Source organism: Micromonospora palomenae, from assembly GCF_007829925.1.
Lineage (GTDB): Bacteria > Actinomycetota > Actinomycetes > Mycobacteriales > Micromonosporaceae > Micromonospora > Micromonospora purpureochromogenes.
The window spans coordinates 126,153-139,629 of the sequence record NZ_VIXA01000002.1; the positions used below are offsets into that span (position 1 = coordinate 126,153).

At 71.0% G+C, this 13,477-nt stretch carries 12 protein-coding genes and 1 other RNA gene; 3 read left to right on the forward strand and 10 right to left on the reverse strand.

Annotation, left to right across the window (positions count from 1 at the left end; translation table 11 throughout):
• Positions 1-12: 12 nt before the first annotated feature.
• From FHX75_RS11520 to pruA, 8 genes are all read right to left on the reverse strand, one after another.
• Positions 13-477: a hypothetical protein gene (locus FHX75_RS11520; RefSeq protein WP_154939244.1), complete on the reverse strand. Its 465-nt coding sequence runs from the start codon at positions 475-477 to the stop codon at positions 13-15.
• Positions 478-663: 186 nt separating this feature from the next.
• Positions 664-1,039: a transfer-messenger RNA gene (ssrA, locus tag FHX75_RS11525) on the reverse strand.
• 106 nt (positions 1,040-1,145) lie between these two features.
• Complete coding sequence (gene smpB, locus FHX75_RS11530) at positions 1,146-1,625, reverse strand: SsrA-binding protein SmpB (protein WP_154939245.1); 480 nt, start codon at positions 1,623-1,625, stop codon at positions 1,146-1,148.
• A 137-nt stretch (positions 1,626-1,762) separates the two neighbouring features.
• Entirely contained in the window at positions 1,763-2,638 is an 876-nt protein-coding gene (gene ftsX, locus FHX75_RS11535; RefSeq protein WP_154939247.1) for a permease-like cell division protein FtsX, read from the reverse strand.
• 70 nt (positions 2,639-2,708) lie between these two features.
• Positions 2,709-3,389, reverse strand: a complete 681-nt coding sequence (gene ftsE / locus FHX75_RS11540; RefSeq protein WP_088969966.1) for a cell division ATP-binding protein FtsE — start codon at positions 3,387-3,389, stop codon at positions 2,709-2,711.
• Between the two features lie 118 nt (positions 3,390-3,507).
• Positions 3,508-4,629 (reverse strand): peptide chain release factor 2, encoded by a 1,122-nt coding sequence (prfB, locus tag FHX75_RS11545; protein ID WP_154939249.1) that lies wholly within the window; start codon positions 4,627-4,629, stop codon positions 3,508-3,510.
• Positions 4,630-4,693: 64 nt separating this feature from the next.
• Positions 4,694-5,209 (reverse strand): PadR family transcriptional regulator, encoded by a 516-nt coding sequence (locus tag FHX75_RS11550; protein WP_154939251.1) that lies wholly within the window; start codon positions 5,207-5,209, stop codon positions 4,694-4,696.
• Between the two features lie 242 nt (positions 5,210-5,451).
• Positions 5,452-7,080 (reverse strand): L-glutamate gamma-semialdehyde dehydrogenase, encoded by a 1,629-nt coding sequence (gene pruA / locus FHX75_RS11555; RefSeq protein WP_154939253.1) that lies wholly within the window; start codon positions 7,078-7,080, stop codon positions 5,452-5,454.
• Positions 7,081-7,435: 355 nt separating this feature from the next.
• Here pruA and FHX75_RS11560 point away from each other — a divergent pair, with 355 nt between their 5' ends.
• Positions 7,436-8,449: a hypothetical protein gene (locus FHX75_RS11560; RefSeq protein ID WP_154939255.1), complete on the forward strand. Its 1,014-nt coding sequence runs from the start codon at positions 7,436-7,438 to the stop codon at positions 8,447-8,449.
• Between the two features lie 82 nt (positions 8,450-8,531).
• On the opposite strand, the gene FHX75_RS11565 is transcribed toward FHX75_RS11560, so the two are convergent.
• Positions 8,532-9,041, reverse strand: a complete 510-nt coding sequence (locus FHX75_RS11565) for a DUF6912 family protein (RefSeq protein WP_154939257.1) — start codon at positions 9,039-9,041, stop codon at positions 8,532-8,534.
• A gap of 197 nt (positions 9,042-9,238) precedes the next feature.
• Between FHX75_RS11565 and FHX75_RS11570 the strand changes: the two genes are divergently transcribed.
• Complete coding sequence (locus FHX75_RS11570) at positions 9,239-9,466, forward strand: helix-turn-helix transcriptional regulator (RefSeq protein WP_154939259.1); 228 nt, start codon at positions 9,239-9,241, stop codon at positions 9,464-9,466.
• A 104-nt stretch (positions 9,467-9,570) separates the two neighbouring features.
• Positions 9,571-10,155, forward strand: coding sequence for an Rv3235 family protein (locus FHX75_RS11575; protein ID WP_154939261.1), 585 nt, complete (start codon positions 9,571-9,573; stop codon positions 10,153-10,155).
• 259 nt (positions 10,156-10,414) lie between these two features.
• Here the strand turns inward: FHX75_RS11575 and secA are convergent, their stop codons facing one another.
• Complete coding sequence (secA, locus tag FHX75_RS11580; protein WP_154939263.1) at positions 10,415-13,342, reverse strand: preprotein translocase subunit SecA; 2,928 nt, start codon at positions 13,340-13,342, stop codon at positions 10,415-10,417.
• Positions 13,343-13,477: the final 135 nt, after the last annotated feature.

Genomic DNA, 13,477 nt, shown 5'->3' on the forward strand with positions numbered 1-13,477 from the left:
GGTTCCCGCCGGTCAGGTCTCCCCGCCGAGGTCCGTCTGATACGCCTGCCAGAGCAGATCCGCGCCGCGCTGCCGGTGCCGGGACAGCGCCCGCAGCAGGTCGTCGGTGCGCCGGCGCAGCTCCTCGGCGCACACCCCGGGCCGTTCGACGGCCCGCTGGAGGTCGGCCAGCGCCGCGACGATGGCCGCGTGCTCCCGGGTGAGCAGCCGGACGCCGCGGTGCAGCCGGGGCGCCTGGGCGAGCACCTCCGCGTAGAGGCCGGCCGGGCCCTCGGTGATCCGGACGTGTTCGGCGAAGCCCCGGCGGACCGGGGCGAGGTGGACGATGACCCGTTCCCGCCAGCGGGGCTCCCCCGGCGGTACGGCGAGCGCCCGGGCCAGGGCGGGCAGGTCGCCGGGCGGGCTGGGCCGGCGCGCGGCGGGCGGGCGGACCGCCGGCGGAGCGACGGACGGCTGCTGGATCGGACCGGTGACCATGGGCACCTCCCGCGCTGCGTGCTACCGCGTACAGCGATGGTGAACCCCTGCTCGGGCGCTGTCCAGGGGGCCGGAACGCCTCATTGGCCCCATCGGTCCCAGTGGCCCCAGAAGTATTCCTGGTGGCCCAGAAGTATCCGGAGACGACTGTGCGCCCCGGTCCGATGGACCGGGGCGCACATGAGGTGGTGGAGGTGCCGGGAATCGAACCCGGGTCCTTCGCCGGTTTGTCAGGGCTTCTCCGAGCGCAGCTCGCTGTGCCTCTACTCGGCCCCACCGCTCACGCGAGCAAGTTGGTGTGACGGGCCCAGTCGCTGATTGATCTCGCCGCACGGACCCCGCGACCGGGTCCGGTTGGCCAGCCTTCTAGCTGATGCCGGCTAACTGGGTCGAAGGCGCTCCCAGGCCGACAGACTCACTACTCGCCTCAGGCGGCGAGAGCGAAGTCAGCGCGATTGTTCTTGGCGCTTATTGGTTTCCGACGAACGATTCTCGAGACGACGTCGGCTTCCTCGGCTCGCTTCCCCTGCCGCAACGTACGAAGTCGAAACCAGTCACCCCCTCGGTCGGCCGCCCCTGTTGGCGGCTCTGTCAAGACTAACGCCTGCCGCAACGGGATTCATCCCGAGCCCCCGGCCGACTTCATCGACTCGGACAAAGACGACAGATCAGTCGTCCATGCCCTTGCCGCGCCGGCCGGCCACCCGGGCGATCTCCCGGTCGGCGTCCCGCTTGGCGAGGTCCTGACGCTTGTCGTACGACTTCTTACCCTTGGCCAGGGCGATCTCCACCTTCGCCCAGCCGTCGGAGAAGTAGACCTGCAGCGGCACCATGGTCAACCCGCCCTCGCGAGTCTTGCCGATCAGCCGGTCGATCTCCAGCCGGTTGAGCAGCAGCTTGCGGGTACGCCGGGGCTCGTGGTTGGTCCAGGTGCCCTGGGTGTACTCCGGGATGTGCATGCCGTGCAGGTAGAGCTCGCCGTTGCGCTCCTGGGCGAACGCGTCGACCAGGGAGGCCCGACCGGCCCGCAGCGACTTGACCTCGGTGCCGGTCAGCATCATGCCCGCCTCGTACGTGTCGAGGATGGCGTAGTCGTGGCGCGCCTTCTTGTTGGAGGCGACCACCTTGCGACCCTTTTCCCGTGGCATCGGCGCCACCCCCTTTCGCGGTGACCCACGACCGGTGCGACCGGCCGCGGGGCGGAGATCATGCTACCCGAATGACAAGGACCCTCCCGCGCCGTTTATTCCGGCGCGGAAGGGCCCTCGGCGGAGCCGTCGGGTAACTAGACCCGCAGGTAGAAGCGGAGCGTGATCCAGCCGGTGACCGCGCTGAACAGGGCGCCGACGCCCGCCATGATCGGGAACATCAGCAGGATGTCGCCCCACGAGACCGGGGTGATCAGGCCCTCCAGGGCGGCCATCGAGCCGCTGCCGCCGAAGTACTTCCCGACCGCCATGAACACCAGCGCGAGGACCGAACCGATCAGACCGGCGACCACCGCCTCCAGCACGAACGGCGCCTGGATGAACCAGTTCGACGCGCCGACGAGCTTCATGACCGCGACCTCACGCCGCTTGCTGTACGCGGCGACCTGGATGGTGTTCGCCACCAGGAGCAGCGCCGCGGCGGCCATGAACACCGCGATGACCAGCGCGAAGGTCTGGATGCCGGTGAGGACGCCGAAGACCTTGTCCAGCAGCCGGCTCTGGTCGACGATCTCGTCGACCCCCTCGGTGTCCTTGTACTGGTCGTAGATGCTCTTGTACTGCTCCGGGTTGACCAGCTTGAGCCGGAACGACTCGGGCAGCTGGTCCGCCTTGACGGCGTTCACCAGGTCCGGGGCGTCCTGGTACATCTCCTGGAACCGCTTGTACGCCTCGTCCTTGTTGACGTAGAGGACCTCCTTGACGAGGGGGTCGCTCTTGAGCTTCGCGTCCAGGTCGTTGCGCTGCTGCTCGCTGACGTCGGGGGCCAGGAAGATCGAGACCTGCACGTTCTCGTAGTACAGGTCCTTCATGTCGCCGACCTTCTGGTACAGCAGGCCGGCTCCGCCCAGCATGAACAGCGACACCGCCATGGTGATGATCATGGCGATGGTCATGGTGACGTTGCGCCACAGTCCGACCAGTACCTCGGACAGGACGTATTTCATCCGCATCGGGTGTTCCTCCGGCTCTCCGGCATGAGGTGTTCGTCGTCAGGGTGTACGGCAGGGGTGGAGCGCCGGCTCACCCGTAGACGCCGCGGGCCTGGTCGCGCACGATGCGGCCGCTCTCGATCTCGACGACGCGGCGGCGCATCTGGTTCACGATGTTGGAGTCGTGCGTGACCATCACGACGGTCGTGCCGGTGCGGTTGATCCGGTCCAGCAGGCGCATGATCTCGATCGAGGTGTCCGGGTCCAGGTTTCCTGTCGGCTCGTCCGCCAGCAGGATCAGCGGACGGTTCACGAACGCCCGGGCGACGGCCACACGCTGCTGCTCACCACCGGAGAGCTCGTGCGGGTAGCGGTGCTCCTTGCCACCGAGCCCGACCAGCTCCAGCACCTCGGGCACGACCCGGCGGGCGACCGCCTTGGTCTTGCCGATCACCTCGAGAGCGAACGCCACGTTCTCGTAGGCGGTGCGGTTGGGCAGCAACCGGAAGTCCTGGAAGACGCAGCCGATCGAGCGCCGGAAGTGGGGTCGCTTCCAGGAGCGCATCGTGGTGACGTCCTTGCCGTTCACGACGACCCGGCCCTTGTTGGGGCTGACCTCGTGCAGCAGCATTTTGATTATCGTGGACTTGCCGGAGCCGGATGGACCGATGAAGAAGACGAACTCGCCCTTCTCGATCGAGACGGACACGTTGTCGAGCGAAGGCCGGGACGCCTTCGGGTACGTCTTCGTCACTTGCTCAAGCTGAATCACGGGTGGTGAGTCTACGCGGTGTAACCGCTGAGCCAAGTCCTACGCCCCACCTGTGCGAGGCGCGTCATCGATTACCTCTCCCACCAGGAGATCGACGACGCGCTCCGCCCTCGCTTGATCACGCAGCGTCGTTGGCGAGCTGCTGCTGCTTGCGCCAGCGGATGCCGGCCTCGATGAAGCTGTCCAGTTCCCCGTCGAAGACCGAGGACGGATTGCCGGTCTCCTGCTCGGTTCGGAGATCCTTCACCATCTGATACGGGTGCAGGACGTAGGAGCGCATCTGGTCGCCCCACGAGCCGGCGGCGTCCGTCTTGAGGCCCTGGAGCTTGGCCTGCTCCTCCTGCCGCTTGCGCTCCAGCAGCCGGGCCTGGAGCACGCGCAGCGCGGAGGCCTTGTTCTGCAGCTGGGACTTCTCGTTCTGGCAGGTCACCACGATGCCGGTGGGGATGTGGGTGATCCGGACCGCGGAGTCGGTGGTGTTGACGCTCTGCCCGCCCGGGCCGGAGGACCGGTAGACGTCGATCCGCATCTCGTTCTCGGGGATGTCGATGTGGTCGGTCTGCTCCACCACGGGCAGCACCTCGACACCGGCGAAGCTGGTCTGCCGGCGACCCTGGTTGTCGAAGGGGCTGATCCGGACCAACCGGTGGGTGCCCGACTCGACGCTGAGGGTGCCGTAGGCGTACGGGACCTTGACGGTGAAGGTGGCGGACTTCAGGCCGGCCTCCTCCGCGTACGAGGTCTCGTAGACCTCGGTCGGGTAGCCGTGCCGCTCGGCCCAGCGCAGGTACATCCGCAGCAGCATCTCGGCGAAGTCGGCGGCGTCCACCCCACCGGCGCCGGCCCGGATGGCGACCAGCGCCTCCCGGGAGTCGTACTCGCCGGAGAGCAGGGTGCGGACCTCCATCTCCTGGATGGCCTTGCGCAGCCCACCGATCTCCGTCTCGACCTCGGAGAGCACCCCCGGGTCGGCCTCGGCCTCGGCCAGCTCCAGCAGGACACCGGCGTCGTCGAGCCGGGAGCGGAGGCTGCCGAGCTTGCCGATCTCGCCGTTGACGTACGACAGCTGCGAGGTCACCTGCTGCGCCTTCGCCTGGTCGTCCCAGAGGTCGGGCGCGGACGCCTGCTCCTCGAGCCGGGCCTTTTCCTCGTGCAGGCGGTCGAGGTCGAGCACCGCCTCGATGTTGCGTAGGGTGGCGTCGAGGTCCTTGAGCTGTTCGGCGTAATCGGCAGCGGTCACGACAGACAAGCGTACTGTGCGTGCGGCGGTCCGCTCACGTCACACCGCCGACCCGGGCAGATGATCAGCCGACCGGGGCGGTCTTGAGCCAGGAAAGTGCCGCCTTGTGGTAGGCGACGGCGAACTCCAGCGCGCTGGCGTCGTAGGTGTCGCCCTCTTTCTTGGCGTTCTTCACCTGCTCGCGCACGTGCGCCAGGGCCTCGGTGTGGTATTCGTTGGCCGAGGCGTAGAGGTTCTTGAGCTGGCTGGCCGAGTGCAAGTTGCCGAAGGCGATCCGCAGGGCGATCGGGTTGCGGATGGTGTCCCGACCCGGGTTCTCCGCCAGCCAGCGGGAAAATGTCCGTTTCCCGCTGGCGGTGATCGCGTACGGCTGGCTCATCCGCGGCCCGGGCTTGCCCAGCCGCACGAAACCCCGCTCGGCCAGCACCGGCAACTCGCGGTAGACCTGACTGCGGGTCATCGACCAGTACGGCGCCAGTCGGCGCTCAGCGGCGGCCATCAGCTGGCCGCCAGTCATCGGGCCCTCGTGCAGCAGCCCCAGCAGGGCTGCCGCGGTGGGGTTGACTCCGGATTCCGCCATGCCCTCTAAGCTGCCACTTTGCCGTCGCAGCGTCCAGGATTTCCGGATTTGCCACCCGGGAGGATTTCCAATGTGCACTGTCGGCGGACGACAGTGCTGCCAGGACTATCGATGCCTACCGGCCGGACGGTGTCCGGGGTCCCCGGACGGCGGGCCGGGCTCCGCCGCGCGGCCAGCGACCCGCCCGAGGGCCGGCCCGGCCGCCGGTGACGCTGCGCGCGCCACCGGCGGCCGTCGCCGGTTCAGCCCATGTGCGGGTACGTGTGGTCGGTCGGCGGCACGAAGGTCTCCTTGATCGTCCGCGGCGACAGCCAGCGGACCAGGTTGAGCCAGGAGCCCGCCTTGTCGTTGGTGCCGCTGGCCCGGGCGCCGCCGAAGGGCTGCTGCCCGACCACCGCGCCGGTCGGCTTGTCGTTGATGTAGAAGTTGCCGGCCGCGTACCGCATCCGCTCGGCGACCGCCTCCACCACCCGGCGGTCGTTGGCGAAGATCGAGCCGGTCAGCGCGTACGGCGCGATCGACTCGGCCTGGGCGACCACGTCGTCGAAGCGGGCGTCGTCGAACACGTGCACGCCGAGGATCGGACCGAAGTACTCGGTGGTGAAGGTCTCGTGCGCGGAGTCGCTGCACTCGAAGAGGGTGGGCCGGACGAAGTAGCCGGCCGAGTCGTCGGCCGTGCCGCCGGCGAGGATCCGGCAGGTGTCGTCGTCGGAGATCAGCTCCAGCGCGGCGGTGTGCCGGCTGAACGCCTTCTCGTCGATCACCGCGCCGCCGAAGTTGCTGAAGTCGGTGACGTCGCCGTAGGTCAGCGAGTCCGTGGTGGCGGCCAGCCGGTCGCGCAGCCCGCCCTCCCAGAGCGAACGCGGCACGTACGCCCGCGAGGCGGCCGAGCACTTCTGGCCCTGGTACTCGTAGGCGCCCCGGATCAGCGCGGTGTGCAGGGCGTCGACGTCGGCGCTGGTGTGCGCGACCACGAAGTCCTTGCCGCCGGTCTCGCCGACCAGCCGCGGGTAGCCCCGGTAGCCGGCGATGTTCTCGCCGACGGTCCGCCACAGGTGCTGGAAGACCTTGGTGGAACCGGTGAAGTGGATGCCGGCCAGGTCCGGGTCGGCGAGCACGACGTCGGAGACCTCCTCGCCGCGCCCGGTGACCATGTTGATCACGCCGGGCGGCAGGCCGGCCGCCTCGAACAGCCGCATGGTGAAGTGCGCGGCGAACTGCTGGGTCGGGCCCGGCTTCCAGACCACGGTGTTGCCGAGCAGGGCCGGCGCCGAGGGCAGGTTGCCGGCGATCGCGGTGAAGTTGAACGGGGTGACCGCGTAGACGAAGCCCTCCAGCGGGCGGTGGTCGAAGCGGTTCCACACCCCCGCCGACGACATCGGCTGCTCCTCGAGCAGCCGCCGGGCGAAGTGCACGTTGAACCGGAGGAAGTCGATGAACTCGCAGGCCGAGTCGATCTCCGCCTGGACGGCGGTCTTGGACTGGCCGAGCATGGTGGCGGCGTTGAGCGTGTCCCGCCAAGGGCCGGCGAGCAGCTCGGCGGCGCGCAGGAAGATCGCGGCCCGCTCCTCGAACGGCAGCGCGCGCCACATCGGCGCGGCGTCCTTGGCGGCCTTGACGGCGGCGCGGGCGTCGTCGTGGGTGGCGTGGCCGGTGACGCCGAGCACGTGGGCGTGCTTGTGCGGCTGGACCACGTTGATCGACTCACCGCCGGCCATCCGCTGCTCGCCGGCGATCGTCATCGGCAGGTCGATCCGCTCGGCGGCGAGTTCGGTCAGCCGCCGCTGCAGCCGCTCCCGGTCGGCGCTGCCCGGCTCGTAGGTGCGTACCGGCTCGTTGCGCGGCTCGGGTACGGAGAACACGGCGTCCATCACAGGCTCCTGTGCGATCTCGACGGCGGTGGCGAAATCGGACCCGCGGGCGCCGACCGGACGGCCGGACGCCGGGCGCCGCGCGGGTGAGGCGTCGCGGCGGCGGGACCTCCGGCGATTCTCCCACGCCCGCTCCCCGCCGATCGCGCCCCGCCCGCCCGGAAACCATAGATCGAGAAGTGCGGGTGCGCGCCGGGCGGCGATCCGTACCCGAACGGCCCTTTCGGCCGAAGGAAAGCAGGCCGGCGGCGCGGGTGCGGGCGCGCGGAGCCGGCCGGGCCGGGCGCGTACGCTGGATGGCCGGTGACCTGCCCCGGCCCGCCGCTGCGGTCGGGCGCCCGTCGAAGGGGACACGATGAGCAAGCAGCCCGGCAGCTCGACGGCCGCGCAGTCGGACCAGCCGGACACCACCCACCCGGCCGACGGGGTCGCGCCGGTGGCCGAGGCCCCCCGGCCGGCGCGCGCCCCGGGCGCACCCGTGCTGGCCCTGCTGGCGATCGGTTGGCTGGCGGCGATGCTCTGGTCGACCCGCGAGGCGATCAGCTCGGCGGCGGCCGGCCTCACTGCGATCAGCCTCTCCGCCTTCGCCCTGCCCGGGGTCATCTCGGCCGCCCTGGTGGCCGGGGCCGCCGTCGCCCTGGCGGTGACCGGGCTGCTGGCCCGGCGGGGCGTCGACCGGGCCACCCTGCGCTTCGTGGTGGCGGTCGGCACCGGCCTGCTGGTCGGGCTCGCCGCCGCCCTCGCGATCAACCTGACCTACGCCGACAACGCGACCACCAACACGATCGCCGGCACCAGCGCCGCCGCGGCCATCATCGGCGGGGCACTGGCCGGAGCCCGCGACGCCGCCCCGGTCGGCGCCGTGGTCACCGCCGCCCTGGGCACGCTGGTCTTCGTGGTGGCGTTCAGCCGGGCCCGCGACCCGCTGTTCGACCTCTTCGGCGCCGACGGCTCCCAGGCGTCGCTGGTGAGCGCCGCCAAGTGGGTCTCCCGCACGGAGTCGCTGCTCGCCGGACTGCTCGCCGGACTGCTCGCCTTCGGCTACCTGACCTGGGCCCGTCGCCGGGCGCTGCGCCGCGACCCGGCGACGCCGGCGCTGCGCTGGCCGGCGTACCTGGTTGCCGGGGCCGGCCCGGGGCTGCTCCTGCTGCTCGCCGAGGTGATCATCCGGATCGGTGGCCGGACCCTGCTCGACCTGGCCAGCGCGCTGAGCGAGGCGGACGCGGTCGCCCAGACCAGCCTCGGCACCTCCCGGGTCGACAACGGCATCTGGGTGCTGTTCGTCGGCGCGCTGACCGCGCTCGTCGCCTTCGGCCGCACCCTCGGCCCGGCGCCCCACGACGACGAGCCGGAGCCGGTCGAGGACTGAGGCGACTCCGCCCCGGAGCGTCCCGCTCCGCAGGTGGCATGGCCGGTGCCGGAGCGGGCCGGGTGCCCGTGGGCGGGTTGGATCAGGAGGCGGCGCGGAGCAGCAGGTCCAGCTCGGAGGGGTCGTACCACTCCAGCTCGTGGTCCTCGGCGCTGTCGACGGTGAACTGGGCGTCCGGGTCGCCCGCCACGGCCTCGGCGATCACCTCGACGGCGGCGGCCACGTCGTCCACCGCGTCCGCCCCGTCCACGTGCAGCGCGGCCACCGACCGCACCGGCACCGGCTGGTCGAGCCGCACCGTGCTGGAGCCGAGATCACCGTCGCCCCGGCCGACCGCCGACGGGGGCAGGTCCACCGAGACCACCACCCGGCGCCGGGGCGCGGCCGGGTCCTCCCGCAGCAGCTGGAGGGCGTCCTGGGCGGCGCGGGTGAACGCGACGTACTCCAACTCCTCCTCGTCGCCCTCGGCGTACCACTCGCGCAGGGCGGGGGTGACGGCGTGCGCCTGGTCGGCCGACAGCCCCTGCTCCCGCAGCCGGGCCAGCATCGGCACGGTCGCCGGGACGTACACCCGGACCAGCTCGTCGCTCACCGTCGTATCCCCCGATCGTTCGCGGACGGGCGGGTCTGCCGGTCCGGGCGCCGATCATGCCGTACGCCGAGACCGTCATACACCCCGCACCGGCCCGGTGGAAGTTGCCGCACCGCAGCGCCGGCCGGGTGGGTGCTGGGCGGGTCCGGCCGGCGGTGGCAAACTGAGGCAAACGACGTCAACACCGGGGGTTATCCGTGGAGCCGAGGTTTCTCCTGCTCTCCGACGTGGCCACCGAGTTGAACGTGTCGGACTCGCAGGTCTACCACATGGTGCGCAGCGGCGAGCTGCCGGCGATCAAGATCGGTGGTCGCGGCCAGTGGCGCGTCGAGCGCGCCCAGCTGGAGGAGTACATCCAGCGCAAGTACGCCGAAACCGCCGAGTGGGTACGCGGCAACCCGCTCGCCGACCGCGACACCGAGTAGCCGCCCCGACGCTGACCGCCATTGACGGCGGACACTGTCATGCCCGAGTATCGAAGCGTGCCGGAGGCAAACGAAGGCAAACGCAACGATCAGAGGTGAACAACATGGTCGACTCCCGCCGTCCCGGCCCCTCCCGGCCCCCGGTCCGGCTGCGCCCGGCCCCGGTCAGCGACCCGCCCTACGTCGACGAGTCGCCGGATCTCTGGCCCCGCCCCAGCGGCCAGCTCGCCCTCGACCTCTTCGGTGCCGCGCACCAGCCCGCCGGCCGCCCGCCCGGGCGGCGGCACGACTCCCGCCCGGGGCCGCCCCGGCCCCGCTCCGGCCCGCCGCCCGGCGCCCTCGCCACGGCCACGCCCGAGGCCGGCCGCGCCGCCCAGCGCTTCGTCGCCACCTTCCTGGAGATCCTCAACGGCTACCGCCCGCCCGGGCAGCTCCGGTCCCTGGTCGAGCCCGGACGGGCCGCCGAGGTCACCGAGCAGCTGGCTCGGGCGTCGGCCCGCACCGGCCCGCACCGGCGTCGGTCGAGCCGGCCGGTGGTGCACCTGCGCCGGCTCCGGGTCTGCGAGCCACGGTCGGCGGCCGTCGAGGCCGCCGCGGTGCTCGCCGGCGCCGGCCGCACCTGGGCGCTGGCGGTACGCCTCGAACACCGCCGGGGCGGCTGGCTCTGCACCGCCCTCCAGGTGCTCTGACCACCTCGCCCGTCGCGCCCGGGCGCGGCATGATCCACTCCAGCTCGCCGACATGCTGGTATCGGCACGGCACCGACACCGCCACATCGCCGGAACGGCGGAGCCAACCGCGCCCTCCGCAGCGGCGGGCTGAAGCCCCGGGCCGCGCGCCGGGGTCGCGGGTGGGGGCGGTGCGAGCGGCAGGACGGCGAGAGCCGCAGTCCCGAAGGACTGCGGCTCTCGTCGTACCGACTCGGCGGGGCAGGGCCCCGCGTCGGGATCAGGCGCCGCCGTTGGGCGCGCCGTGGCAGCGCTTGTACTTGCGGCCGGAGCCGCACGGGCAGGGCGCGTTGCGGGACGGGCCGTTGCCGCCCTCGGCACGCTCCGCCGGCACCGACCCGCGCCGGGCGGTGCTGGCCGCGACGGCCTGACCGCTCGCCCCGGTGGCCGCCGGACGACGCGACGCGCCGGACGCCCCCGGCGCCGCCGGACGGGCCGGGGTCTCCGAACGCCCGACACCCAGGGCGGGCGCCTGCTGCTCGGGCCGCTCCACGGCCACCGCACCCTGGCCGGCCTCGCCGTCGATGGTGGGGGCGGAGTACTGCAGGCCCTGCTGCTGCGGCGCGCGGTTGAGACCCTTGGCCCGGATCTCGACCGGCTTCTCCAGCAGCTGGACCTCCTCGGCCTCCGGCTCCGGCTCCTGGACCTGCACCTCCAGGTTGTAGAGGAAGCCGACCGTCTCCTCCTTGATGCCGTCCATCATGGTGGCGAACATGTCGAAGCCCTCGCGCTGGTACTCGATGACCGGGTCGCGCTGGGCGTACGCCCGGAGGCTGATGCCCTCCTGGAGGTAGTCCATCTCGTAGAGGTGCTCGCGCCACTTGCGGTCGATGACCTGGAGCAGCACCATCCGCTCCAGCTGGCGTACCGCCTCCTCGCCGAGCTGCTCCTCACGCCGGTCGTACGCGGCGTGCGCGTCCTCCTTGAGGCGGGCCAGCAGGAAGTCGGCGTCGATGCTCGCGCGGGCGCCGCCGGCCTCCTCCTCCATCTCCTCGATGGAGATGCCCACCGGGTAGAGCTGCTTGAGGCTGGACCAGAGCTGCTCCAGGTCCCAGTCCTCGGCGTAGCCCTCGCTGGTGGCGCCGGTGACGTACGCGGTGACCGTGTCGTCGATCATGTTGCGGACCTGGTCGGAGAGGTCCTCACCGTTGAGCACCCGCAGCCGCTCGGCGTAGATCACCTGGCGCTGCTTGTTGAGCACCTCGTCGTACTTGAGGACGTTCTTGCGGATCTCGGCGTTCTGGCCCTCGATCTGCGCCTGGGCGCTCTTGATCTGGCGAGTGACCATCTTCGACTCGATCGGCACGTCCTCCGGGATGTTGAAGCGCTCCATCACCGCCTCGACCGCACCCGCGCGGAAGCGCTTCATCAGCTCGTCCTGCAGCGACAGGTAGAAGCGGGACTCGCCCGGGTCGCCCTGCCGGCCGGCCCGACCGCGCAGCTGGTTGTCGATCCGGCGGGACTCGTGCCGCTCGGTGCCCAGCACGTAGAGGCCACCGGCGTCGGCGACCTCCTCGGCCTCGGTCTCGCAGGCCTGCTTCCAGGCGGGGAGGACCTCCTCCATCGCCTTGGCGTACTCCTCGTCGTTCTCCAGCGGGTCGAGGCCGCGCTGGCGCAGCTCGCTGGCGGCGAGGAACTCGGGGTTGCCGCCGAGCAGGATGTCCGTGCCACGACCGGCCATGTTGGTGGCGACGGTGACCGCGCCCTTGCGGCCGGCCTGGGCGACGATCTCCGCCTCGCGGGCGTGGAACTTGGCGTTCAGCACCGAGTGCGGGATGCCGCGGCGGCGCAGCAGCTGGGAGAGGATCTCGGAGTTCTCCACCGAGACGGTGCCGACCAGCACCGGCTGGCCCTTCTCGTGCCGCTCGGCGATGTCCTCGATGACCGCGTTGAACTTGGCCCGCTCGGTCTTGTAGATGACGTCGGCGCGGTCGATCCGGACCATCGGCCGGTGCGTCGGGATGGTCACGACGCCGACCTTGTAGACCTTGTTGAACTCGCCCGCCTCGGTCTGGGCGGTACCGGTCATGCCGGAGAGCTTTTCGTAGAGGCGGAAGTAGTTCTGGAGGGTGATGGTGGCCAGGGTCTGGTTCTCCTGCTTGATCTCCACCCCCTCCTTGGCCTCGATCGCCTGGTGCATGCCCTCGTTGTAGCGACGGCCGTGCAGGATGCGGCCGGTGAACTCGTCGACGATCAGGACCTCGCCGTCGCTGACGATGTAGTCCTTGTCGCGCTTGTAGAGCTCCTTGGCCTTGATCGCGTTGTTGAGGTAGCCGACCAGCGGGGTGTTCACCGACTCGTAGAGGTTGTCGATGCCGAGCCGGTCCTCGACCTTGGCCACGCCGCGCTCGGTGACCGCGATGGTGCGCTTGGCGTAGTCGACCTCGTAGTCGCCCTCGCCGTCGGTGCCGGGCTGGAGCCGGGCCACCACGCCGGCGAACTCGGAGTACCAGCGGGCGGAGTGCTCGGCCGGGCCGGAGATAATCAGCGGCGTCCGGGCCTCGTCGATGAGGATCGAGTCGACCTCGTCGACCACGGCGAAGTTGTGGCCGCGCTGGACCAGCTCGTCGCGCGACCAGGCCATGTTGTCGCGCAGGTAGTCGAAGCCGAACTCGTTGTTCGTGCCGTAGGTGATGTCGCACTCGTACGCGGCGCGGTGCTCGGCGGCCGGCCGGTTGGGCAGGACCACGCCGACGGTCAGGCCGAGGAACTCGTGCACCCGGCCCATCCAGGCGGCGTCGCGCTGGGCCAGGTAGTCGTTGACCGTGACCACGTGCACGCCCTTGCCGGACAGGGCGTTGAGGTAGACCGCCATGACCGAGGTCAGGGTCTTGCCCTCACCGGTCTTCATCTCGGCGATGTTGCCGAAGTGCAGCGCCGCGCCGCCCATCACCTGGACGTCGTACGGGCGCTGGCCGAGCACCCGGGCAGCCGCCTCGCGAACCGTGGCGAACGCCTCCGGCAGCAGGTCGTCGAGCGTCTCACCGTCGGCGAGCCGCTCCCTGTACTGCTCCGTCAGGCCGCGCAGCTCGTCGTCGGTGAGGTTGACGTAGTCGTCCTCGATCGAGTTGACGGCGGCGGCGATGGCCTTGAGCCGACGCACCATACGGCCCTCGCCGGCGCGGAGGACCTTTTCCAGAATCGACACGGATCAACGCTCCCCTAGACAGTCTCGAACCATCGTAGGCGCTCCATCGGCGCGATGGTCACTGGTGGCGGCGGTCCGGCCCGGCGAACCCGACATATCGCGCAGGCAGCGCCGCCACCGGCGGTTATCCGGTTA